The organism is Prevotella sp. oral taxon 306 str. F0472 (assembly GCF_000257925.1).
GTDB classification, from domain to species: domain Bacteria; phylum Bacteroidota; class Bacteroidia; order Bacteroidales; family Bacteroidaceae; genus Prevotella; species Prevotella vespertina.
The window spans coordinates 52,193-77,400 of the sequence record NZ_AJIN01000064.1 but is presented as its reverse complement, the minus strand read 5'-3'; the positions used below and the strand labels follow the sequence as shown (position 1 = coordinate 77,400).

Sequence of the window (25,208 nt, the reverse complement as noted above, 5' to 3'; positions counted from 1 at the left end):
TATGATACTCAGGTACCCTAAGTATGATACTTAGGTACCCTCAGTCCCATACCGAGGGTGGCTCGAATGAGAAAATAATTTACATATTATATTTACCAACTTTAAAAATTAATATTATGGCATTTTTTAAGAAAGTAAAGAAGAAGCTAACAGGGCTATGGTATCCGGAAGCGATAACCGTTGGAAAGCCCGTAACAACCGACCAAGTGGCTGACCGATTGGCACTGATTTCAACGGTGAGTCGTGGTGACACGTATGCTGTGTTGAAAGATTTAGGCGAAGTGATGGCGTCCTTTATGGCTGAAGGTCGCACGGTGAAGTTGGAAGGCGTCGGTACGTTTTACTACACCATTAACGCTGACAAGGGCATTGCGAAGCCGGAAGAAGTAACAGCAAAGCAGATTAAGAATGTCCGCGTTCGTTTCATTCCCGAGACTTCGCGCACACAGAGTAACAAGGTTGCTACTCGCTCGCTGGTTTCGGATAATATTTACTGGGAGGAGTGGAAAGAGAAAAAAAGCCTCACCCCCGAACCGAAAGAAAAGGGGAGTGAAGAGCACACTGGACCGCAGGCAGGGTAAAAGCCCCCTCAAAAAGCCTCCCCAAGCCCCTCGAAGGAGGGGATGTCCTTATTGGATATCGTTTGAAACGAATGAAAGCCTGTAAGTAGGGTTATGGACATCCCCTCCTTCGAGGGGCTTGGGGAGGCCTCTTTAGGGTCGGCTTTCTTTTTTACCACGGGAGTATTTAAGATTGATTCAGGGTATCAATCGTTCTGTAATAAGACAACTCGATTATATTAATTGTGAAATTAATGTCTTTCAAAACTAGTGTATTAATTTGGTTCTCTCGCTTCCGTGGTACGGCCTCACCCCAAAAAAGAGGGTGGGGCTTTTGTATAAGACAGAAGAACACGGATAAAGACATAGTAACATACGAACATAGGGGGATGCTAACATAGTTTTAGACAGAAGGACAAAGAGACATATTTTCAATGACACAGGCTTTGGAGACATAGTAACATACGAATATAGGGGGATAGTAACATAGTTTTAGACAGAAAGCATAGAAAACAGAAGAACATATTTTTCAATGACATAGGAATTGAATGCATAGAATTTGCTTATATTCTAAAAAAAACGTACTTTTGCCACCACTCACGTAATAAGAAATTCTAAATCACACATTTATATCTATGAGTTTGAAAATCGTTGTACTTGCTAAGCAGGTACCAGACACAAGAAACGTGGGTAAAGATGCGATGACAGCTGAGGGCACGGTGAATCGTGCAGCACTGCCAGCGATCTTCAACCCAGAAGACCTAAACGCTTTAGAGCAGGCCTTACGACTGAAGGATCAAGACCCAGATGCCTCTGTTGGTATTTTGACGATGGGTCCTCCACGTGCTGGAGAAATTATCCGACAAGGACTTTATCGTGGTGCAGATACTGGTTGGTTACTTACCGATCGCAAGTTTGCTGGTGCCGACACCTTGGCTACCTCTTACGCTTTGGCTACAGCCGTAAAGAAGATTGGGGATGTAGACATTATCATTGGTGGTCGTCAAGCTATTGATGGCGATACGGCACAAGTGGGTCCACAGGTTGCACAGAAGTTAGGTCTAAATCAGGTTACTTACGCTGAAGAGATTCTAAAGGTTGAAGACGGAAAGGCAACTATTCGCCGTCATATTGATGGTGGTGTTGAGACGGTCGTAGCCCCATTACCAGTGCTGATTACGGTTAATGGTTCTGCAGCCCCAGCTCGCCCATGTAATGCTAAGCTCGTTATGAAGTACAAATACGCTACATGTCCTATGGAGCGCAAGGGTAATGAGCATTGGGCTAACCTCTACGAAGAGCGTCCTTACCTCACTTTGAACCAATGGTCAGTTGCTGACGTTGATGGAGACGAAGCTCAATGCGGTCTTAGCGGTTCGCCAACAAAGGTGAAAGCAGTGCAGAACATTGTCTTTCAAGCTAAGGAGAGTCAGACGCTAACAAGCTCTGATGAGGATATTGAAGGACTTGTTAAGGAACTATTAGGAGAGAAGATAATTGGGTAAGACCTATGAACAACGTATTTGTATATTGCGAAATAGAAGAGACCACCGTACAGGAGGTTTCGCAGGAGCTATTGACTAAGGGTCGTAAGCTCGCTAATGAATTGGGTGTTGAGTTACATGCCATTGTTGCTGGTAGTGGTATTAAGGGGAAGGTGGAAGACCAGATTCTGCCTTATGGAGTAGACAAGCTCTTTGTCTTTGATGGTGAGGGACTATTCCCTTACACATCTGCACCACACACAGACATCCTTGTTAATCTCTTCAAAGAGGAGAAGCCACAGATTTGTTTGATGGGTGCAACGGTGATTGGTCGTGACCTCGGTCCTCGTGTATCATCATCATTGACTAGTGGTCTGACTGCCGATTGTACACAACTAGAGATTGGTGACTACGATGACAAGAAGGCTGGCAAGCATTATGAGAATCTGCTTTATCAGATTCGCCCTGCTTTCGGTGGTAACATCGTAGCGACGATTGTCAACCCAGACCACCGTCCACAGATGGCTACGGTTCGTTCTGGTGTAATGCAGAAAGCACTCTATGAGGGTAAGGCGAAGAATGAGGTTGTCTATCCAGATGTTGCTAAATATGTGCCTGAAGTAGACTATGTTGTGAAGGTTATCGACCGCCATGTCGAACCAGCACAGAACAACTTAAAGGGTTCTCCTATCGTTGTTGCTGGTGGATATGGTGTTGGTTCTAAGGAAGGTTTCGACTTGCTATTCAAGCTCGCAAAGGAACTTCATGGTGAGGTCGGTGCTAGTCGTGCTGCTGTTGATGCTGGTTGGGTAGACCACGATCGCCAAATTGGACAAACAGGTGTCACCGTTCACCCTAAAGTGTACATCGCTTGTGGTATCTCCGGACAGATTCAACACATTGCAGGAATGCAGGACAGCGGTATCATCATATCTATTAACAACGACCCAGACGCCCCCATCAATGCCATTGCCGACTATGTCATCAATGGAACAGTTGAGGAGGTGGTGCCTAAGTTGATAAAGTTTTATAAGCAGAATAGTAAATAAGGAAAATGGCAAATTATTATACTGACCACCCAGAGATAGCGTTTCACTTGAATCATCCATTGATGAAACGCATTGTAGAATTGAAGGAGCGTAACTACGCTGATGCTGCTACACACGCTGATGCACCAGTAAACTACGAGGACGCTATTGAGAATTACAAGCGTATCCTTGATATTACGGGAGACATCACAGCGAACATCATCGCACCAAACTCTGAAGCTGTCGATCAAGAAGGTCCACACCTCATTGATAACCGCATGCACTATGCAAGTAAGACGCTTGAGAACATACAAGCCACTCGTCAAGCTGGTTTATGGGGCGTATCAATGCCACGCCAATATGGTGGCTTGAACCTTCCTAACGTCGTATTCTCTATGTTATCAGAGCTTATTGCAGCTGCTGATGCTGGCTTCCAAAACATTTGGTCACTGCAGTCATGTATCGACACGCTCTACGAGTTCGGTAACGACGACCAACGCCAACGCTATATCCCACGCATTTGTGCAGGCGAAACCATGTCAATGGACCTCACCGAACCAGATGCTGGTTCCGACCTCCAGCGCGTTATGCTCAAGGCTACCTTCGATGAGAAGGAGAACTGCTGGCGACTGAATGGTGTGAAGCGATTCATTACCAATGGTGATTCTGATATCCACCTCGTCCTCGCCAGATCGGAAGAAGGCACACGAGACGGACGTGGCTTGTCTATGTTCATATACGATAAGCGCAATGGTGGCGTTGATGTGCGCCACATCGAGAACAAGCTCGGTATACATGGTTCGCCTACTTGCGAGCTTGTTTACAAGAATGCAAAAGCAGAACTATGTGGCAACACACGCATGGGACTCATCAAATACGTTATGGCATTGATGAATGGTGCTCGACTCGGCATAGCCGCTCAGTCGGTTGGTCTTGAGCAAGAGGCTTACAACGAGGGATTGGCATACGCAAAGGAACGTGCGCAATTCGGCAAGAAAATCATCACCTTCCCTGCGGTTTACGATATGCTCTCTCGCATGAAGGCTAAGCTCGACGCAGGTCGTTCGCTATTGTATCAGACGGCTCGTTACGTTGATATCTATAAGGCATTGGAGGATATTGCTCGTGACCAGAAGCTCACTCCAGAGGAGCGTCAAGAGATGAAGAAGTACACAAGACTGGCTGACGCTTTCACTCCGCTCGCCAAGGGTATCAACTCTGAATACGCTAACCAGACTGCTTACGACGCTATCTCTATCCATGGAGGCTCTGGCTTCATCATGGAGTACAAGTGCCAGCGCTTGTATCGTGATGCACGTATCTTCTCTATTTACGAGGGTACAACGCAACTCCAGGTAGTAGCTGCTATTCGTTACATCACCAACGGCACCTACCTTTCTATCATGAAGGAGATGCTCGAAGACGAACTCGCTTGCGACTGCATGAAGGCTTTGCGCGATCGTGTTGCTCGTCTCGTTGAGCTTTACGAGGAGTCAATCGAGAGAGTAAATGCTTACGATAACCAAGATATCCACGACTTCCTTGCTCGCCGTCTATACAATATGACAGCCGATATCATCGGTTCGCTACTCTTGATAGAAGATGCTTCTAAGGCACCAGAGTTATTCAAGAAGTCGGCTAATGTATTCGTTCGCATGGCAGAGGAAGAGGTGATTGGTCACGCTTCTTACATCAAGTCATTCGACCCAGCAGACCTTGCTAACTTCAAGGCTACGGACGATGAACCTGCTGAAGTATAACGATTAACACACAAGAAACGTCTAACGGGAGGATGTGTCATTACATTTTCGACACATCCTCCTTACCTTTATTATATAACTAAACACACACTATGACCCAAGAGGAATACAATCAATTAGATTACAACTATATTCACTGCGCTGGTACGAACTGTCCGAAAGCTAACAGTTGTTTGCACCACACAGCCTACACCATGCTCCACACGAACACACATGAGCATTACACCCTAGCTAATCCACAGGTGATAACGGGCAAGCAGCCCTGCCCTATCTATGAAGCCGACCGCAAAGAACGTTTCGCATGGGGCATCTCTCGCATATATGATAATGTGCGGACGCGCGACCTTCGTGGCGTAAAGCTCAATGTCATATCGTGCTTTGGGGCTTCTGTTTACTATAAGATAAAGCAACAGCGACGTGCTATATCCGAAGAAGAACAGCAAGATATTCGTTTAGCATTTACAGAAATGGGATACGATGGTAATGCCATAGAGTTCGACCATTATGAGGAACAATATCCTGCTATCATGAGAATCGTAAAGTATTAATTTCTATAACAGCATAATAACATTGCCAGCAAACAAGCTCCAAGATAATGAAAGAACTATCCAAACACCCAACAAATAGAGTTAAATCAGTTCTACTGTTATATCTTCTTTTCTTTGTTTCAATGTGTGGGTATTCCGAAACAGCAGACACACTATCTGTTATCAGCAACGATAGCTTACAAACCGAACAAAATACAATTATCCAACCATCGCTTCAGACTAAGATGGATAACTTCAGACAGCGACGCTGGTTTCAAGCTACCTATCTAGGCGTCCCAATGATAGCTATGGGGTTACTCGAAAAACATTTCGACGATAAGTTCCGAGTACTAAGGAATGACTTCATGCCTAAGTTCGACTATAAACTCGACAATTACACACAGATAGCACCAGCGGCTGTCATGCTCGGCTTGAAGGCAGCAGGAGTGCCAAGCAGGTCCTCATGGGGAAGGATGATTATGAGCGATGCCATCACCATTACTTTGATGACAGGGGTGGTACAAGGACTCAAATATACAACCAATGTAACCCGACCTGATGGAAGCAATAAACAGAGCTTTCCCTCAGGACATACTGCGACCGCCTTTATGACAGCCACTATGCTATCCAAGGAGTATGGGCACATCTCTCCATGGGTGAGTGTTGGGGCATATACCATAGCAACTGCAACAGGACTAATGCGTATGGCGAATAACAAGCATTGGCTCAGTGATGTCATGGTTGGAGCTGGCTTTGGTATTCTGTCAACAGAGTTCGGATATTGGATAACTGATGCTTTCATGAAAGGTAGGGGATTAAACTTCCAAAAGTTACAAGAGGAGGAACAACTAGGACGTAGCAACCCTTCATTCTTTAACCTCTATATGGGCTTTAATATCCCTCTAAGTAAGTTTGATATCAATAATAACACAACCATCCAAACATCAGTGGGAACCGTCCTTGGTGTTGAAGGAGCCTACTTCTTCAATCAGTATATAGGTATTGGTGGGCGTTCAACTTTCTCAAACATACAGCTTATCATTAACGACACTGAAACACAAGACAACACGTTCAACTTCGATAACTTCAGCATTGGACCTTATTTCTCGCTTCCACTAACGCTTAGATGGACGCTTGATACAAAGCTGCTAGCAACGTTTACCTATTATTACAATACAATAATCAATAATATAAATATTCCGAAAAATACTGGATGGGGCATTGGAACAGGTTTAGGTATTAACTATCATATAAGAAAGCATTTCGCCTTTGGCTTATTTGCCGACCACAATATACAGCCACCATACAGCATAAAGAACAAAGAGTACATTCACACACTGACTATTGGTACCAAAGCTGCCATGAGATTCTAAAGTTTACACTATAAAACAACTACATCCAATTAGTTGGATGGTGTCATCCAATTAGCTGGATGCATTCGTCCAATTAGTTGGATGATGTCGTCCAATTAGTTGGATGCATTCGTCCAATTAGTTGGATGAAGTCGTCCAATTAACTAGATAGTGCTGTCAAATTAGTTGAATAACATTATCTACCTCATTTAAAAACATATATAAGAACTCTCATTAATAGGAATCCATAACAACAGATTAGTTGCTTTTCTTCTAACAAAATTGTCTATTAGGTTGCCTTCATTAGCTGTTTTGAACCGCCTTTCACAGCTCTTCCCTAAAAAGAATTTATTAGAACCAATAGTCTATAACAACCTCAAGAGTGAAATAAAACATACACCTTTATGGTTATATGCGAAATTATCTCTATCTTTGCAGCACGTAATTAAAAGGAAAGAATATGAAGAGATATATGCAAGCAAGCCTATTATTGATGGGCTTCCTATTGGTTCAATCAACCACAGCAATGGCGCAATGCCCTATCAAGGAACGGATTATGAATGGTGAAGGAGAGGCTGATTCGACCCAACAAGTTAGCTCTGCTCCTGCACTGGCAAGCTACACGTTGGTTATTTTCTTCGATAAGAAGAAGGGTAGCAAACCACTGATGAAGGCGATTAAGACGAGCGCATGTACGGTGCTCTACAAATACAAGGAATCTAACGGAGTAGCGATTAAGGTGCGCGAAGGATGGGATATTGACAAAGCCATAGCCTACTTCAAGGGCGTGAAGGGCGTTCTAAGTATAGGCGTGAATGGTATCATGCAACCCGAATAGGCATCTGTAACGTTCCAACAAACAATAAGGTCAGGCTAAGAACATAGCCTGACCTTTGTTTGTTAGATGGTAGATAGCACGCGATTAGATGATAGATAGCACGTGATAAGATGGTAAGAGGACACGTGATTAGATAGTAAGCGAGTGCATAATCACTTCTTCTTTGGATTGACATTGAACTTCCATGCGAGCGAGAACATCACATATCGGGGAATACTGTTGTGCCAAGTCTCCATGCGCCCTTGCTCATTAACGGCATAGCTTGTACTCCTCAACTGGTGGAGTATATCGAATGCCTGCAACTTAGCCAACAAATGATTGTTGAAGAAAGAACGTGTGAGTTGTGCGTTCCAGAGCCAGTCTGACGTGTTCATCTCTGCTTGCTGATAGCCTCGACGCATAAAGACTGTTATGTCAGTGACCAACTGGAAATGCCAAGGAAGTGCTAAGGTCGTATTCAGTCCCACGTTATAGTCGCCTGCATGAATTGCCTCGAAGCCTACACGCTTGCTGGTAATAGAGTAATACTTCACGCTTCCATGCAAGGCAAACTCTGCATTGTCATTAGCTCGATAATTCAACTTCAATGTGTTATCGAGTATCACATTCCCCACTATGCTACGCTCGTTTCCCGTGCTACCCAGCGTCTGTGCCATATCCACCGAGTGCCTATATTCTGCTGCAAGGCTGTTATCAATCGTCAACCGATTGTTCTTATCCAATGCACGTGTGAAGTTGAAACCACCATTAATATGCCAGTTACCATTCACGCTAATGGGTAGGATGTGCGATACGGAGGTCGTTTTATCATATTGCAGACCGTATGCTACAGCATTATCCGTCTGATTATAGCTCGCACTTAGGCTGATACTCTGTTGGTGCTGACCGTGGAATGTCACATTACCCGTCACATAGTATTTATGAATATCACGCAACTTACTATTGCCCTCACGCACATATAGCGGATTGCTGTCGTCTCGGTAAGTGGTAAGAAGCGTCATCTCAGGGAAGTCCGAACTCATCCCCATGCGCACTGACCATTGACCTTGTTTCTCCAAAGAGAGCATAGGTTCGAAGAATGTCCGCTGTCGACTGATGTGTTGCATCCCCATTCGTTCATAGTTCAGACTGGCATGCAAGAGGCGAACGGGTACTCCCACACGGAATTCGGCACCGAAGAGTAGGCTCTTTAATGACGAATAAGAAAGATTGAAGAGGTGCTCATGTCGACGCTCCCGATACTCATAAGTGTTGTTACCATCCAATGCGCCCGCTATCATCAAGGCTGTTGATGGTGGGAGATTATCGAGTGAGTAAGGTCCGGCACCTATCCGATCGAGTCGGTAAAGGAGGTTATTTGTCTTGTTAAAGTTATAGATGTACTTGTATTCAGGTATCACGCTGCGGCCACGATAGTTCCATATATAATGCAAGCCAGCCGTTAGCTTGAGGTTCTGATTCGGTGTATTGAGATAGCGCACACGCTTATCTGCAGGTAAGGCAGCCGTTGGGTATTGCAAGTCGGACGATAATAATGAGCGATTCAGGTCTCTAGTGTAATACACCTGACCTGTTACTCCGAACATATCACTCATTAACACCTTCCATCCCACACTATTATCGAATGTGAAACCATAGTGCTTTACATCGTTACTCTGGCTTTCCATCAGTCGACTCAACAATGAATTATGTACCGAGTCACGCTGGTTTTCCAGTCCCCAACCCGTTTTCTTCTTATAAGATGCAGCCAGATTCGATGTCACATAATAGGCATCTTCCTGCAATATTAACAGGTTGGTTGTTTGCCACGACGTACTACTATTCCTCATATTCGACACCGCCTTGCGATAGGAGTCACCATCAGGTAAGAAGGTTTGTGTGTTCGTCTTCGTTACTAAATTATCGTTCGTATGCTCCCAAGTGACATCACTTTGGAACCAAGAGATGGGCGTACCCAAGGGTCGCATATAAGAGAGTCCTGCCGTCTTCGTCGTTGTTAGTCCGTCAGAAACATCCTGCGGCGACCATTCCCCATCAAGTCTTGCCCGCTGATTATCGTTTAGGTTGTTCATATTAAAGTATGTCCCGATACGCTCCTTATCGGAGAACTTCATGAGAAAAGCACGTGTCTTATAACGATGTTGAGTACCTGCTCCAGCCTCAAAGTTGCCCATGTAGCCCGTAGCATACTCCTTCTTCAGTCGTACATCCATCGTATATACCTTGTCGCCCATGTCTTGTCCCATCATCTGCGACTTCTGTCCAGCCTTATTGAACACCTTTATCTTGCTTACCGTATAGGCTGGCAGGTTCTCCAAAGCCATCATTGGGTTACCAGAGAAGAAGTTATTGCCATTGACCAATAGGCTCTCTACATACTTGCCATTGACATATATCTGTCCATCCTTCGTCAGTTTCGCCCCCGGCAAGCGTGCCACTAAGGTCTCCAGCATGCTCCCTTCAGGCAGATTAAACGCATCGGCATTATAGACGATAGTATCTTTCTTGATAACCATCTTCAGCTTTGTCGCCTTCACCGTGACCTCTTTTAGCTTGTGCACCTTATACATATAGATGGTTCTCACGGGTATATAGAACTCGCGTTTGCTCTTCAGTTCGCAATTCATGTAGGCATCTTGATACCCTTCTGACACCGCATGAACAATGTAATGACCCTTTTCTATAACACCAGGAAAGGAATATTCGCCCGTATAAATAGCTTTGCCACTCTCTGGATCTTGCTCTGCTTCGGTCGAAACAGAATCTATCACAATGCTATCCGCTGTCATCAAGTATAACTTCACAGGCATTCCTTCTCCCGTAATAGCGTCTTGCACTAATCCATTCACTTGATAACGATACTTCTGTGCATGGGCTGATAAGCACATCAACAGCGCACAAATCATAAAAAATAAGCTTCGAACTCTGTTCTTAGTCATAAACTTTAGGTTGATTATTAGACGTTTGTTAAGGATTTATCGAATATCTATCCCATAGGTATAAACCTATTATTGGCATAGACACATAACTTGATTGCAAAGATAGGACAAATCTTTTATATTACAAGTAGGCTTCCGTTAAATAAGACAAATCTTATATCAGCAATCAAAGAAAGCCTCTCTTGCATTGAAAGAGACGCCCTCTTCGCAGCAAGGAAACGCCTTCTTCATATTGAAGAAAGCCTCTCCTTCTTTACTGTCCCCTATCCGTTGCTAACGAAGCACAGCCTCGCTACACTGCACAAAACAAAAAACTACGAAGATAAAACACGCTATATAAGATTTAATGTGTATATTTGTTGCCATCAAAACAATACTTATTAATCTGAACAAACAACATTATTAACTATGATACCATTCAATCGTTTCGCATCCACAATCACATTAGCTCTCACCTTATCTGTCGGTGCGCAGGCACAATCAACGAACTTGGAAAAGGACGTGGAGAGTTATTTCTTGCAAACATTAAACACTCAACTGACCACGGAAGTGGCTGACCGAAAGGCTTTCACCAATGCCCCTACCTGTGTAACCCACCTACAACAAAGCATCAAAAACAAGGATATTCCTCACTATCAAGAGATGGTTTGGAAGGCTTGGCAAGCAGCTAATCGGGCACTGAAGGAGCAGAAACTCATTCCTGCAGAGCCTTTACAAAATGCCAATCAGGCATCATGGGACTTGCCACAAGACTTGGAGTCTAACGCAAAAATGCCTTATTACTATGGAACGAAAGGCACAAGTGATAAGCCGCTACCGCTCTTTCTCTATCTACATGGCTCTGGACCGAAGGCGCAGGAATGGCAGAATGGTATCTTACTTGCCAAGTCGTTCAATGATTCGCCATCGTCTTATTTCATCCCACAGATACCCAATGAGGGCGAATACTATCGTTGGTGGCAACTTGCCAAGCAGTTTGCTTGGGAGAAACTCATCCGCCAGTCGCTTGCAGAAGGGGCTGTCGATGCAAACAGACTATATGTCTTTGGCATATCAGAAGGTGGTTACGGAAGTCAGCGACTAGCCTCTTTTTATGCCGACTATTGGGCAGCTGCAGGTCCAATGGCTGGTGGAGAACCATTGAAGAATGCGCCAGTTGAGAATTGTGCCAATATAGGGTTTTCATTCTTAACAGGTGCTGATGACACTGGATTCTATCGTAACATCTTAACCCATTACACGCAGGTTGCTTTCGATTCAGCGCAACTCTCTCGTCCACTCTCCGCTGACCAACAGCCCATCTTCCGCCACCGTGTACAGCTCCTACCCGGTATGCAACACCACATAGACTATAGTCTCACCACCCCATGGATGCGCCAATTCGTTAGGAATCCATACCCTAAGACGGTGCTATGGGAGGACTTTGAGATGGATGGAAGGCATCGTTCAGGCTTTTACAACTTACAGGTTTTGAAGCGTCCATCAGCCCTTCGCACCTATTATGATATGTCTATTCAAGGGAATGTTATAGCTCTTAGCATACAAGATGTACGCTATACAACAACGGAGAAAGAGCCACAATGGGGCATAGAAATGAAGTTTAATCGTTCTTACTCGGCGGCTCAAGGAGGGAAACTACGTATCTATCTCAATGATAAACTGGTAAATCTTAACAAAGAGGTAACAGTAATCATCAACGGAAAGAAGGCTTTTCAAGGTGTTGTAAAGGCTAATCTAAAAGACATGATCAATAGTTGTGTGGAATATTACGACCCCTATCGTGTGTACCCTACAGCCGTAGAGGTGAGTTATTAAACATTACAAACAAAATAGGAACAGACGCACTTGTCTGTTCCTTATCTTATACCTCCAGTAACTCAAGTAGGTGTATATCCACCTTTAGAAGGGCTTTCGGAAGTTACCTGTTAGAAGCACTCTCCATTATTGAACAGGGTTCTGCTGATAGATCTTCAAGCCAAATTCATGCGCATAGGCATAAACGTGTTCGAGAATATCTGACGTTGAATGCTCATAAGGAACCCAATCTTTATTAGATAAGAAGAAGTAAAACTCGATAGGAACTCCCGCCTGTGTCGCATCTAACTGACGCAGAAGTAAAGTCATCTTAGGGTTTACATCTTCTCGTTTGGATAGGTAATGTTCCATGTAATGACGGAAGAGTCCGGCGTTAATTACATCCCCCTTCAGATCCTCCTCCTTGACATATCCCTTCTCAAGGAGGCTCTTCTTGAGATCATCATCAGCAATTCTTATACTGCGAACATCAAAGTAGACGACCTTCTTCACACGGCGTCCTCCCCCCTCTAACATATCTTTCCAGTTGAGGAAAGTGCCGTTGACGAGTGTCTGCGGAGATACAGTTGCAATAGAGTTATCGCCTTGCTTCACCTTAACCGTGGTAAGGGTGATGTCTTGAACAGTACCATCTATACTCCCATCGGTCAATGTTATCCAGTCACCAATGTGTATCATCTCGTTACTGGTGAGCCTAACTCCAGCGACAAGACCATCAATTGTGTCCTTAAATACCAACATCAAGATGGCAGATGTGGCTCCCAAACCAGCAAGAAGGGTCATAGGACTGCGATTGATGAGTATTCCCACAACCACAATAGCAGCTATAAAGATGGTCAATATCTTCAATACTCCACAGAAAGACTTGAGGTATTGGCTCGTAGAATTACCTGGTTTCGTATTCAAATAACGCAATCTATCAATGATACCAACGGCAAGCTGTGTGGTAGCAATGGTGAGATAGACCGCTGTCAGACGTGCCAAAGACTCTTGAACAACAGGTATTTGATAGAAAACAAGCGGCATTAACTTCCATATAACGAGGGCTGGAACAATGCGACAAGCCACTTTCAAGACCTTATAGTCAAATATTACATCATCCCATTTAGCCTCTGTTCGCTTTACAATCTTCAGTATTAAAGGTACAAAGACATACTTACAAATAAGCTCAGCAACGAGTGCCAGCAATAGAGCTACCACCGTTAACAATATATGACGCAGTACTGGGACGGCATGACCATGCACTCCCAACGATAGGATAACATTCTCTACAAAGATGCGAATCTGCTCTAGTACGTCATTTAATAAGTGATGAGGAAGTTTCGGCAACATAGTTATTTGCATTTAAATGAAGGGTTATTGGCACAATGCCACACATATCTTGTTTTGGAAACGACGCATTGGCGAATGGGTCATTCCACCATTATTAATAATAGAGAAACATATCAAATGCCCGTTTGAAGCGGTGAGATAACCAGCCAAGGAACTAACTCCACGCACTGTACCGGTCTTGGCTCTCACATTGTTTTGGGCACTTGTTCCACGCATACGTTTACGCAGTGTGCCATCAACACCAGCGATTGGTAAGGCTTCATAGAGCGCATTATAAACCTCTTGATTGCGATAAGCATGACGCAAGAGTTGGATCTCTAACTCTGCACTCACATAATTGTAAAGGGACAAACCAGAGCCATCTGCCACATTATAATCACGTGGATTCAAGCCGAGACGACTGAAGAGTGCATTCTCATAGTTCCTCCCTTGTTTAGCAGAACACCAACGAACTCCACCGCTCGCAGCCAACTGGTAGAACATAGACTCTGCATAGAGATTATCGCTGACCTTTAACATTCTGTGTAAGACCTCACGTATAGAATGAGTATAGGTAACGATCAATGACGCATTAGAGGGAACTTGTCGTTCATCGGTGAAACCATCAACTGATACGCCAACATTGCGTAGTTTGCGAAGAAGAACATCTAAGAACTCATCCTTCCTATCAATCAATAAGGGCGTTAGAATAGGATTCTTATCATCCCAACACCACCCTTCTCCAAGTCTGTCTTTGTCTTTGAACGACAGATCTGTATAAACATTTCCCTCAATGCGAGTGATCCCCAACTGTCGAATAGAGTCTGCTATCGCCGACATATCACTAGTTGAGAACATCGGATCCATGCCTCCCAAGCAATAGAGATCACCGTGTAGAACCTTCGTAGAGTCATTGATTGCTCCTGTATAGTAAATGCGTGTCTTGAAATCATAATCAGCTCCTAACTTATCCAAAGCAGCAATAGCTGTGACGCACTTCATCGTAGAGGCGGGGCGAAGATGGAGTTTCTCACGGAACTGATAGACGGGAACATCATCGGTTAAATCCCATACCATGACCGAAGCCTGCACCGTTTCAAGGAGCTGACTACGCATGATTCCATCCAAACGATTCGTGATATTCTCCTTCCAAGAGAGGTGGCTATCAGTGGAGAAAGCCGGTATAATGCTATCTGTATCTTCGTCTTCTTCCTCATCAACATCATCACTTTTCGGTTGAACAACAACCGCCTTTGGATGCAGAATATTGGCTATCTCTGTACTATCAAGATATACTTGCGCATGAACCTGTAGGCTCAATACAACGCAAAGAACCAATGCCGATAAATATCTTAACTTCATTCTTCGTCCTTTCTCATTATCATTCGCTTGGTAAGTACAGCCTGAAACGAGTCGACATTATCAGGTTGTACGCTAATGGTGTTGCCATTTACCAATTCAATTAATATATAATGTCCGATGTGAAAAGCAAAGGGATGCTTCTCTAATGATCGAATATCATTGATAGAGAAACACTTTGTTTGTCCGATACGTCCCGTCTTAATGCGTAATTGATCATCGTCAGTAAGAACATAACTAGTATGTATAGCACGGTCGACAGCACGAAGAGTTACCACGATAAGAACGAACCCTAAGACTACCATCACACTACTGGTTCGATGCCACAAACAGAAGAATGCACCAAGACCAAACACTAGTATCGCTCCTAAATCATTTATTGTTACCTTATGTTGGAATGTTCTCATACAGAGTGCAAAAGTACAAAATAAAAGCCTTTGTACGTCAATATATTACATAAAAAGATAATGGCAACCAACATTGGTTGCCATTATTAGAGGGGAAGATGATTGGGCTTATTAGCCTAATTGGGCTAATAAGGCTAATAAGACTAATAGCCTTAAACCAAAGTCGCAATAATCTCTTCACGGCTACCAGGTAGCATATCAATGACCGGAATCTCTGGCATTGTATAGCAACCCGGGGCTAGACGGAAACTAGCTCGTGCCACATTGACAAGCACTTGGGCTGTAAGTGCAGGGTTATTGATATTCATATCGAATGAGAAATGCTGGTTATGTGTCTTCCCACTAACGCCCTTACGGGTCATGTGAACGCCATGACCAACATCATTCAAGGCGTCAACACTAGGTACTGCAAACACATGTAACTCGTCATGAGCAAAGTAATCGTCGGCCTTGAGTTCCTTTGTTACATCCTCAAGGTTGGCTCCTTCTTCTAGTTCAACATATACCATGCGGCGGTGAATGCCCTCTCCCAAAGGTATAGTCATTGATAATGCGTCCTTAACGCCCTGCTTACTACGAGCCACGACAGAGTGTCCCATGGAACGACCAGGACCGAAGTTTGTATAAGAAAGACCCTCTGGTGCAAGGCTCTCCATTAGTACTCTTACGATAGAATCAGAACCTGGATCCCATCCAGCAGAGATAACACTCACAGTGTTAGTGCGCTTGTTATTCTCCATTTGCTTCGTGCGATAGTCGAGGATAGAACCGTGAATATCGAAAGAGTCGACGGTATTAATGCCCAAAGCCGTAATCTTCTCGGCATACTCTGGACAACTTCTTGTCGGAGTTGCAAGGATGGCAACATCAACATCTTTCAGTTTTGTGATGTCGTCAACAACCTCGTATGGAGTCAATTCTAGGGGCTTGTCCTTATCACCTTGACGCCTTACAACGCCTGCAATCTCGAAATCCTTTGCTGCTTCTAAGGCCTGAACACTATACTGACCAATGTTTCCATAACCAATCACAGCTGCTCTAATCTTCTTCATAATTTCTTACCTTTTATGTTATTGAACTACTTTTCCCTGCAAAAATAGCGTTTTATTTGCTAATAAGTATCGTCTTCGACCCCTTTTTAACACTATTCTATATCTTCTTTATAATACACTCTTTTTCTCTGCCTTACACTTACTTATTGCGTAAGCAAGTTTTAGTAATTTAATTAAGTTCTCTCTCCATTCTACAAAGAGAGCCTCTCTTCATAACAAAGGAAGGCTCTCTTTAGTGCAAAGAAACGCCTCCTTTAAATGAAGAAGAGCCTTTCCTTTATTCGTATTCATAGATAATATGCACCAACGTTATGTCCTTTTCAATACGAAATTATAGTTATTAATTACACTCTTTCATAACAATAAACAAAGGAAGAAAACGTTATTAAGAACGTATATACAGAATTTCCATGCCCAAAAAAGGCATATTTATTTTAGATTATGATTGAATATATCAAAGGCGAACTGGCAGAGTTAACACCTGCCATGGCTGTCGTTGAAGCGCATGGTGTGGGTTACGCACTGAATATCTCACTGAATACTTATAGTGCAATACAGGGCAGAACAGCTGTCAAACTATATGTTCATGAGGCCATTATGACTGGTGGACGCGATGACAACTACACGCTATACGGCTTTGCAAACAAGCAAGAGCGAGCCCTTTACAGATTGTTGATTACAGTCTCCGGAGTAGGTGCGAACACTGCAAGAATGATTCTTTCTTCATTGACACCAGCCGAACTTTGCAACGTAATTGCCAATGGGGACGAGAAGATGTTGAAGACTGTTAAGGGTATTGGTCTTCGAACAGCTCAACGCATTATAGTCGATCTCAAGGATAAGATCATGCAAAGTGGTATTGCTGACGAGTTGCATGTTAGCAACACTCCTGGTACACCTGCTGTTGATGCAGGGATTAAGGATGAGGCCGTTAGTGCACTCACAATGCTTGGCTTCTCACCAGCTCCTTCTGCAAAGGTCGTCGTGAGTATCCTTACCGAACAACCTGACCTTCCTGTGGAACAGGTGGTTAAGTTGGCGTTGAAGATGATTAAGTAATAAAGCCTCACCCCCGTCCCCTCTCCGAAAGGAGAGGGGCGTAATTACCGCTTACAAATGCTGTTCTCTGCATATTACAGCTTGCATATTTCTGTTAAAAGGGCTTAGGGAGGCTTTCAATCACTCGTCTTCTTGAAAAGAAAACATTACATATTCCTCATTGTTATCATGCTTCTTGGTAGTGTCACACTACTAAGCTGGGGACGTATGGCTCTATCTTTTGCACCGATAAAGAGCCTCTTCTCTGTAACACAAAACGATACGATCAAGAAGAAGAAACCGATTGAGGTGGAGATAGATGAGGAGAAGATCCCTGACTCTTTACTGCATCCAAGGTGGAAAGTGCAGCGCACTTCACCTATTACTTATGATGATCTAAGGGAGAACTCTACCGATCTCATCCGCCCCGAGAACATGCGACAAACGGTGGAATATAACGACTCGCTTGATCGGTATATCATAGGTAACAAGATTGGTGATACATACGTGATGGCACCAATAATGATGACACCTGAAGAGTATCGGAAGTGGACAGAGAAACGCAGCTTCACGGATTACTATCGCTCAAAGAACCAAGAAATACTACGCGAAAAGGGCAAGGAGAAGTTCGACTTCACCGATATGCACTTCTCGTTAGGACCGGCAGAGAAGATCTTTGGACCAGGTGGTGTACGTATTAAAACACAAGGAACTGCAGAGCTGAAGTTCGGTGCGACGCTCAAAAGCATTGATAACCCGTCATTGCCAATACGCAATCGTAAGACCACAGCGATGAACTTTGACGAGAAAATTAACATCAATGTCAATGGCAAAGTGGGCGATAAAGTGAACATGAACCTCAATTACAACACTGATGCGACATTTGACTTTGACACGCAGAACTTCAAGTTGAAGTATGAAGGAAAGGAGGATGAGATCATCAAACTGGTTGAGGGTGGTAACGTAACATTCCCTTCTAACAACTCTCTTGTGCAAGGAGCTTCGGCCTTATTCGGCATTCGCACCGACATGCAATTCGGTAAATTGAAGTTACAAACGGTGTTATCTCAAAAGAAGAGTTCGAATAAGAGCGTTAGTTCTAGGGGTGGAAAGCAGTTGACACCATTTGAGATTGATGCCGCAGAATACGAAGAGAACCGTCACTTCTTCTTATCTCAATACTTCCGAGATCACTATGATGAAGCAATGAAATCATTGCCAAATCTGAAGACAGGTATCACTATCAACCGTGTTGAAGTGTGGGTAACAAACAAGAGCGGAACGACAAGTAACACTCGTAATATCGTTGCTCTCACCGATTTAGGAGAGAATGAACGAGTGAGCCGAACGGATCTTTGGGGTACAGGAATTGGTCAAGTACCAACGAACAACGCAAACACAGAATACAACACTATCACTCAAGGCTACCCTGCCGCACGCAATATTGATCAAGTGACAGGCATCTTGGATGGCGCAGGACTTGTGGGTGGTAATGATTACGAGAAGATTGCTAATGCCCGACTACTCAATAGTTCGGAGTACACCGTGAACCCTGCTTTGGGTTACATATCGCTTCGCAGTGGTCTACAAACCGACCAGGTGCTTGCCGTTGCATACGAATATACATTCGGCGGAGTGACCTATCAAGTGGGAGAATTTGCCAGTGACCGCACCGACATCAATGAGGCTCTATTCGTAAAGTCGCTGAAGAACACCAATAACAGCCCTAGTCAAGGTAACTGGGGATTGATGATGAAGAATGTTTATTACCTGTCGACTAACATTGAGAAGGATAAGTTTCGCCTTGATGTTAAATATCAAAGTGATACGACAGGTGTGTACCTTTCTTATATACCCGAACCACAAGTTAAGAGCTTACCCATCATTAAGTTGCTTGGTGCCGACCGATTAGATAACAATAACAACCCGCATCCGAATGGTTATTTCGATTATGTAGAAGGATATACAATAAGCAATGGGCGCGTCTTTTTCCCACTAGCGGAACCATTCGGCGCAGGGCTTCGTAAGAAACTTATTGATAAAGGTGTTACGGCTGCAATAGCCGATAAGTACACCTTCTCGGAACTATATAATTCGACAAAGACAACCGCTAAGCAGATTGCAGAGAAGGATAAATTCATGCTCGTGGGACAATATCGTGGTACGGCAGCAAACGTTATTTCGCTTGGTGCCTACAATGTTCCGCAAGGTTCCGTGGTGGTTACTGCTGGTGGAGTAACGCTTAATGAAGGTTCTGATTACAGCGTTGATTACAGTGCGGGAGAGGTTACAATCCTCAACCAGAGTATTATTGATGCAGGAACTGCCGTGAATGTCTCCCTCGAAAGTCAAAGTGCTTACCAACAGGAGCGCAAGACAATGATAGGAGTAAACTGGGAGTATGACTTCTCAAAGGACTTCCAAATAGGTGGAACATTCATGCACTTATCTGAACAACCACTCACCACAAAGGTGAATATGGGCTCGGAACCGCTCAACAACACCATTTGGGGACTTAATCTAAACTGGAAGAAAGAGAGCCAATGGTTGACCAACATGCTCAATAAGATACCTTTCTTGCATGTCACTCAACCATCATATATCACCTTCTCTGCCGAGTTCGCACAGTTGTTGGCAGGGCAGAGTAAGGGTACACAAGACCATGCGTCTTACCTTGATGACTTTGAAGGTACGAAGAATGCAATCGATGTTAGCCAACCTACATCATGGGTTATTTCAAGTGTACCATCCGACTTCTCCGAGTCAACGGATAAGACGACTCTAAGGAGTGGATACAACAGAAGTCTCTTAGCTTGGTACAATATTGACCCGCTCTTCACACGTCGTAGTAGTTCACTAACGCCTGGTCACATCAAAAGCGACCTCGAACAATTATCGAATCACTATGTTCGTGAGATTCCAATTACCGAAGTCTTCCCTAACAGAGATCGTAACTATAGCGGTTCAATCTCAACCTTGCAAATACTGAATCTGGCTTTTTATCCATCAGAACGAGGCCCTTATAACTTCAATCCTAATATTGACATTAATGGTCACCTCACCAACCCTAACAGAACATGGGGCGGTATGATGCGTAAGTTGGACACGAACGACTTCCAGACAGCCAACATTGAGTATGTGGAGTTTTGGATGCTTGATCCGTTCATCTATACCAATCGACAAGCTAATGCCAACCAGTATGGTGGCGACTTCTATATCGATCTCGGCGAGGTGTCTGAAGATATATTGAAGGATGGAAAGAAGTTCTATGAGAGTGGTATGCCAGTAGATGGTAGCAACTCATGGACGACTACTCAGTGGGGACGAATCCCTACACAATCTACCATCACGTATGCTTTTGCAACGTCAGCAGGCAGTCGTGCCAAGCAAGATGTGGGTTACAATGGCTTGACGGATGAAGAAGAAAGACAGTTCGCAGCCTATCAGAACTTCCTTACTGCAGCCCGTGCCAACACCAATCAGGCTGTGTTTGACTCTATATGGGCAGACCCTGCCAATGATGACTACCACTATTTCCGTGGTTCGGATTGGGATCGTAAACGTGCATCGATACTTGAACGCTATAAAAGAATCAATAACCCGCAAGGTAACTCACCTGACAATGAGAACAATAACGAGCGTTATGACACGTCTTACAAGACTACTCCTGATGTAGAGGATATCAATCAAGACTATACACTGAACGAATACGAGAAGTATTACCAATACCATGTTAGCATTCGACCACAGGATCTCAATGTCGGACAAAACTTCATTGTGGACAAGCGAGTGGCATCAGCATCCTTGCGAAAAGGTGGTTCGGAGCCTGTCACATGGTATCTTTTCCGCATTCCACTAGAAGAGTTTCAGAAACGAGTGGGCGGTATCAACGACTTTACAAGTATCCGCTTCATGCGCATGTTCCTCACTGGTTTCAGCAAACCAATCGTTCTCCGCTTTGCCACTTTCGACCTTGTCAGTGGCAAATGGCGTCAGTATCAGCAGAACTTAACCAGTGGTGTGCCCAATACAGGTACGATGAATGTTAGTACGGTGAGCCTTGAAGAGAATGGAGATAAGACTCCCGTCAACTATGTCTTACCGCCTGGTATCATTCGAGGACAGGATCCGAGTCAGCCTCAACTAGTACAGGAGAACGAGCAAGCACTATCTTTGGTCGTTAATAATCTAAGCTCAGGTGAATCGAAAGCTGTATATAAGAACACAACACTTGACCTGCGCCAATACAAGCGTCTACAGATGTTTGTACACGCAAATGCCTTCGAACAGAACACAACCAACCTCGGGGATGATCAGTTGGCAGTGTTCATTCGATTGGGATCAGACTATAAGAACAACTATTACGAATATGAAATTCCATTGAAGCTAACCGCTCCAAAAAGCGATTACGACATGTATCTCCCACAGGATCAACGGCTGGTTTGGCCTATAGAGAACATGTTGGATATTCCTTTGCACCTACTCACTTCTGTCAAGAAGCAGCGTAACAAGGCACGTGGAACTGGTGGAGCTAGTTTCAATCGCGTCTTCTCTGTCTATGACACTGACCACCCTGCCAACAAAGTAAGTATCATGGGTAACCCAACACTGGGTGAGGTTAAGACTATGATTATCGGTGTGCGCAACCTTTCCAGCAGCCAGAAGAGTGGTGAAGTGTGGGTCAATGAGTTGCGTCTAAAGGAGTTTAACAACGAGGGCGGATGGGCTGCAAGAGGGCAGTTGAACGTCCAGTTGTCCGATTTCGGTAGTGTTGATATCAACGCAAGTCATAGTACTGACGGCTTTGGAGGCTTAGAACAGGGGGTAAATGAACGGCAACAAGAAACGAAGACTGATGTGTCTGTCACTACGAGTTTGGAACTAGGTAAACTGTTCCCAGACAAGGCGAAGGTCTCTGCACCATTATATTATAGTATCACAAAGAGCGAAAGTAGACCTAAATATAACCCACTCGACACCGATATGGAACTGGGGGATGCACTCGAAGGAGCTAGTAACAAGCAGGAGAAAGACTCGATTAAGTCGATTGCAATTACTAAACGATTGACAACGAACTTATCGCTATCGAATGTGCGTGTTGACATACAGACAAAGAATCACCCCATGCCATACGACCCCGCAAACTTCTCTTTCTCGTATAGCCATTCACACTCTCACACATCGGGAGAAACGACTGTCTATGAGAATGAAGACAACTGGCGTGGGGCATTAAACTATAACTGGACACCTGTTTACAAGACTTGGGAGCCATTCAAACGACTGATCAAGAGTCGTTCAAAATGGTTTGAGATCCTACGTCGCTTTGGCTTGAATTGGTTGCCACAGAACATTACCTTCAATACAGAGATGGTTCGCAACTATTACGAACTACAAGAGCGTGACATGGAGTCAATAGGTCATGACCGCCTCCCACTGACGTTTAATGAGCAGTTCCTATGGAACAGAGACTTTGCATTGAGATGGGACTTAACGCGCAACCTACACATGAACTTCCAAAGTGCAACGCATGCGGAAATAGAAGAACCATACACTCCTATTAACAAAGACCTCTATGCGGATCGTTATCAAGCATGGAAGGATTCGGTGTGGACAAGCATTAAGCACTTTGGTACTCCACTTGATTACCAACAGAACTTCTCGCTCTCTTATCAGTTACCTCTTAACCTTTTACCTGTCTTCGATTGGGTGAATACGGATGCTAGTTATAATGCAACTTACACATGGGTAAGGGGTGCTAACCTTGATAATGGAACTTCGCTCGGTAACACAATCACAAGTAACAGGACCTTAAACATTAATGGGACTTTCAACATGGAACGCCTTTACAACCATGTCCCTTTCCTAAAGAAAACGAATGAGCGGTTCAATCGGACACAACCAAGGAAGCCCTCTCGTCCAACAATGACAGCCGAACAGAAGAAGAAAGAGAAGGAGCAGAAAGCGAAAGAGAAGGACGATGAAAAGAAGAAAGCACTGCCTAAGAACAAGAAGAGTTTTGAGCAGGAAATAACCCTCAAAGCCGATACTTCTATCGTTGTATCGCATGGTAAGAATACGAAACGACTGATCTTCTCGGCTAAAGATGAGCATGGAAAAGCCTTAAAGATGAAGTGGAAGAAGGTGGGAGATAACCAAGTAAGAATCTTCAATCGGACGGACTCTGCTATACGAGCAAAGCTCACTATCACACCAAAAGAGCCACTTGATAACAAGAAATGGTATAAGACTGCACAATGTGTTGCACGTGCTTTAATGATGGTGCGCAACGTCGGAATATCGTATCGCAACCAGTATTCTATGACCTTACCAGGCTTCATGCCAACCATTGGAGATGCCTTTGGACAACGTCGTGGAACTGGTGCATTGACACCTGGGTTGGACTTTGCTTTTGGTCTCATAGACGATGATTACATTGGTAAAGCACGTGACAATAACTGGTTACTCATCAATGATAGTGTTGCCACACCAGCGATAACGAACCAGGTAGAAGACGTACAATTACGTGCCACACTGGAGCCTTTCAGAGACTTCAGAATTGATCTCACGGCTAGTAGAATGACAACCACTTCAAGGAGTATTCAGTATATGTATGCTGGCGTTCCAACCACTCAAACAGGCTCATTCACCATGACTACGCTCTCTTTGAGCACTGCTTTTGAGAGCATGGGAAACGCTAACAATGGTTATCATAGTGCCACTTTCGATCGCTTTGTCAATTCGCTCAACAGCTATCGTAATCGTGTGGAAGCACAATACAATGGGGCTACTTATCCAGCATCAATGGGTGGAGGGCACTTCAGTCCAACGGTCGGAGCGGTCAATAAATATAGTGCAGATGTGATGATCCCAGCCTTCCTCAATGCCTACACAAGTATGGGGGGCAATGGTTTAAAGCTATTCCCTACCCTACGAAGTCTGCTCCCGAACTGGAGTATTAGGTATAGTGGACTATCGAGATTGCCACTCTTCCAAGATCTATTCAAGAGTGTGAACATCAATCACGCATATAGAAGTATCTTCGCAATCGGCTCTTATCAGAGTTACAGCACATGGCAGGAATACATGAATGGATTAGGTTTCATCACCGATGCAACCACTGGGAACCCTATCCCAAGTTCGATGTATAACATCTCACAAGTTAGTATCAACGAGGCATTCTCGCCTTTACTGGGTGTGGATGTGACGCTTCAGAACAATCTAACTGCACGCATGGAATATCGTCAAACACGTGTGTTAGCACTCTCAATGACGAGTGTTCAGCTCAATGAGGCTACATCGAAAGATTGGGTAATTGGTATTGGCTATCGCATTAACGACTTCAATCTCTTTGGCAATGGAACACATCGTGTGGCAAAGAAGAAGAAGAAATCGACCGCAAACACGCAACAAAACGATAATAATTCATCGAACAGGAACAACGGATTTAACCAAGATCTTAACCTCAGATTAGATATGAGCTATCGTCGTCAAGCTGCACTTACACGTGACATCGCATCGCTCACCTCTACCGCTTCCAGTGGTAATACAGCCTTTAAATTCTCCTTCCTTGGTGATTACACACTAAGCCGCTTTGTCACAGCCAGCATCTATTACGATATGCAAATAAATTCTCCTTTGTTGTCATCGGGTAGTTATCCGACCACAACTCACGACTTTGGAGTTAGTTTAAGACTAAGTTTAACGAGGTAGAAAGAGGTTTACAGCACCTCTCCAAGGC

The 25,208-nt window shown here is 44.1% G+C and carries 15 protein-coding genes; 10 read left to right on the top strand and 5 right to left on the bottom strand.

Annotated elements, in window-relative coordinates:
• The first annotated feature begins 116 nt into the window (after window positions 1-116).
• From HMPREF9969_RS10130 to HMPREF9969_RS10100, 7 genes are all read left to right on the top strand, one after another.
• Window positions 117-581: an HU family DNA-binding protein gene (locus HMPREF9969_RS10130; RefSeq protein ID WP_009435712.1), complete on the top strand. Its 465-nt coding sequence runs from the start codon at window positions 117-119 to the stop codon at window positions 579-581.
• Window positions 582-1,195: 614 nt separating this feature from the next.
• Window positions 1,196-2,065 carry an electron transfer flavoprotein subunit beta/FixA family protein gene (locus tag HMPREF9969_RS10125; RefSeq protein ID WP_009435685.1) on the top strand — a complete coding sequence of 290 codons (870 nt, stop codon included), beginning with the start codon at window positions 1,196-1,198 and terminating at the stop codon, window positions 2,063-2,065.
• 5 nt (window positions 2,066-2,070) lie between these two features.
• Window positions 2,071-3,093, top strand: a complete 1,023-nt coding sequence (locus tag HMPREF9969_RS10120; RefSeq protein ID WP_009435691.1) for an electron transfer flavoprotein subunit alpha/FixB family protein — start codon at window positions 2,071-2,073, stop codon at window positions 3,091-3,093.
• Window positions 3,094-3,098: 5 nt separating this feature from the next.
• Complete coding sequence (locus tag HMPREF9969_RS10115) at window positions 3,099-4,832, top strand: acyl-CoA dehydrogenase family protein (RefSeq protein WP_009435708.1); 1,734 nt, start codon at window positions 3,099-3,101, stop codon at window positions 4,830-4,832.
• Window positions 4,833-4,924: 92 nt separating this feature from the next.
• Entirely contained in the window at window positions 4,925-5,380 is a 456-nt protein-coding gene (locus tag HMPREF9969_RS10110) for a DUF6078 family protein (protein WP_009435728.1), read from the top strand.
• A gap of 47 nt (window positions 5,381-5,427) precedes the next feature.
• Window positions 5,428-6,732 (top strand): phosphatase PAP2 family protein, encoded by a 1,305-nt coding sequence (locus HMPREF9969_RS10105; RefSeq protein ID WP_083835321.1) that lies wholly within the window; start codon window positions 5,428-5,430, stop codon window positions 6,730-6,732.
• 439 nt (window positions 6,733-7,171) lie between these two features.
• The gene (locus HMPREF9969_RS10100) at window positions 7,172-7,549 is read left to right on the top strand and encodes a hypothetical protein (RefSeq protein ID WP_036895653.1); all 378 of its coding nucleotides are present in this window, start codon (window positions 7,172-7,174) and stop codon (window positions 7,547-7,549) included.
• 152 nt (window positions 7,550-7,701) lie between these two features.
• On the opposite strand, the gene HMPREF9969_RS10095 is transcribed toward HMPREF9969_RS10100, so the two are convergent.
• Window positions 7,702-10,488: a hypothetical protein gene (locus HMPREF9969_RS10095; protein ID WP_036895652.1), complete on the bottom strand. Its 2,787-nt coding sequence runs from the start codon at window positions 10,486-10,488 to the stop codon at window positions 7,702-7,704.
• A 408-nt stretch (window positions 10,489-10,896) separates the two neighbouring features.
• Between HMPREF9969_RS10095 and HMPREF9969_RS10090 the strand changes: the two genes are divergently transcribed.
• Window positions 10,897-12,303: a hypothetical protein gene (locus HMPREF9969_RS10090; protein WP_009435724.1), complete on the top strand. Its 1,407-nt coding sequence runs from the start codon at window positions 10,897-10,899 to the stop codon at window positions 12,301-12,303.
• Window positions 12,304-12,429: 126 nt separating this feature from the next.
• Here HMPREF9969_RS10090 and HMPREF9969_RS10085 read toward each other — a convergent pair whose 3' ends face one another.
• The 4 genes from HMPREF9969_RS10085 to HMPREF9969_RS10070 all read right to left on the bottom strand — a co-directional run bounded on the left by HMPREF9969_RS10085 (window position 12,430) and on the right by HMPREF9969_RS10070 (window position 16,432).
• The gene (locus HMPREF9969_RS10085) at window positions 12,430-13,647 is read right to left on the bottom strand and encodes a mechanosensitive ion channel family protein (protein WP_009435710.1); all 1,218 of its coding nucleotides are present in this window, start codon (window positions 13,645-13,647) and stop codon (window positions 12,430-12,432) included.
• Between the two features lie 12 nt (window positions 13,648-13,659).
• Entirely contained in the window at window positions 13,660-14,976 is a 1,317-nt protein-coding gene (gene dacB / locus HMPREF9969_RS10080; protein ID WP_009435730.1) for a D-alanyl-D-alanine carboxypeptidase/D-alanyl-D-alanine-endopeptidase, read from the bottom strand.
• Entirely contained in the window at window positions 14,973-15,380 is a 408-nt protein-coding gene (locus HMPREF9969_RS10075) for a PH domain-containing protein (RefSeq protein WP_009435725.1), read from the bottom strand. The genes dacB and HMPREF9969_RS10075 overlap by 4 nt, the downstream gene beginning before the upstream one ends.
• A 152-nt stretch (window positions 15,381-15,532) precedes the next feature.
• The gene (locus HMPREF9969_RS10070; RefSeq protein WP_009435703.1) at window positions 15,533-16,432 is read right to left on the bottom strand and encodes a diaminopimelate dehydrogenase; all 900 of its coding nucleotides are present in this window, start codon (window positions 16,430-16,432) and stop codon (window positions 15,533-15,535) included.
• Window positions 16,433-16,873: 441 nt separating this feature from the next.
• Here HMPREF9969_RS10070 and ruvA point away from each other — a divergent pair, with 441 nt between their 5' ends.
• Both ruvA and sprA read left to right on the top strand, forming a co-directional pair.
• Window positions 16,874-17,491, top strand: coding sequence for a Holliday junction branch migration protein RuvA (ruvA, locus tag HMPREF9969_RS10065; RefSeq protein ID WP_009435700.1), 618 nt, complete (start codon window positions 16,874-16,876; stop codon window positions 17,489-17,491).
• Window positions 17,492-17,623: 132 nt separating this feature from the next.
• Window positions 17,624-25,180 (top strand): cell surface protein SprA, encoded by a 7,557-nt coding sequence (gene sprA / locus HMPREF9969_RS10060; RefSeq protein ID WP_036895651.1) that lies wholly within the window; start codon window positions 17,624-17,626, stop codon window positions 25,178-25,180.
• Window positions 25,181-25,208 lie beyond the last annotated feature (28 nt).

Coding starts and splice junctions, on each gene's coding strand:
- HMPREF9969_RS10130 (WP_009435712.1), top strand. CDS start 117: ATGGCATTTTTTAAGAAAGTAAAGAAGAAGCTAACAGGGCTATGGTAT.
- HMPREF9969_RS10125 (WP_009435685.1), top strand. CDS start 1,196: ATGAGTTTGAAAATCGTTGTACTTGCTAAGCAGGTACCAGACACAAGA.
- HMPREF9969_RS10120 (WP_009435691.1), top strand. CDS start 2,071: ATGAACAACGTATTTGTATATTGCGAAATAGAAGAGACCACCGTACAG.
- HMPREF9969_RS10115 (WP_009435708.1), top strand. CDS start 3,099: ATGGCAAATTATTATACTGACCACCCAGAGATAGCGTTTCACTTGAAT.
- HMPREF9969_RS10110 (WP_009435728.1), top strand. CDS start 4,925: ATGACCCAAGAGGAATACAATCAATTAGATTACAACTATATTCACTGC.
- HMPREF9969_RS10105 (WP_083835321.1), top strand. CDS start 5,428: ATGAAAGAACTATCCAAACACCCAACAAATAGAGTTAAATCAGTTCTA.
- HMPREF9969_RS10100 (WP_036895653.1), top strand. CDS start 7,172: ATGAAGAGATATATGCAAGCAAGCCTATTATTGATGGGCTTCCTATTG.
- HMPREF9969_RS10095 (WP_036895652.1), bottom strand. CDS start 10,488: ATGACTAAGAACAGAGTTCGAAGCTTATTTTTTATGATTTGTGCGCTG.
- HMPREF9969_RS10090 (WP_009435724.1), top strand. CDS start 10,897: ATGATACCATTCAATCGTTTCGCATCCACAATCACATTAGCTCTCACC.
- HMPREF9969_RS10085 (WP_009435710.1), bottom strand. CDS start 13,647: ATGCAAATAACTATGTTGCCGAAACTTCCTCATCACTTATTAAATGAC.
- dacB (WP_009435730.1), bottom strand. CDS start 14,976: ATGAAGTTAAGATATTTATCGGCATTGGTTCTTTGCGTTGTATTGAGC.
- HMPREF9969_RS10075 (WP_009435725.1), bottom strand. CDS start 15,380: ATGAGAACATTCCAACATAAGGTAACAATAAATGATTTAGGAGCGATA.
- HMPREF9969_RS10070 (WP_009435703.1), bottom strand. CDS start 16,432: ATGAAGAAGATTAGAGCAGCTGTGATTGGTTATGGAAACATTGGTCAG.
- ruvA (WP_009435700.1), top strand. CDS start 16,874: ATGATTGAATATATCAAAGGCGAACTGGCAGAGTTAACACCTGCCATG.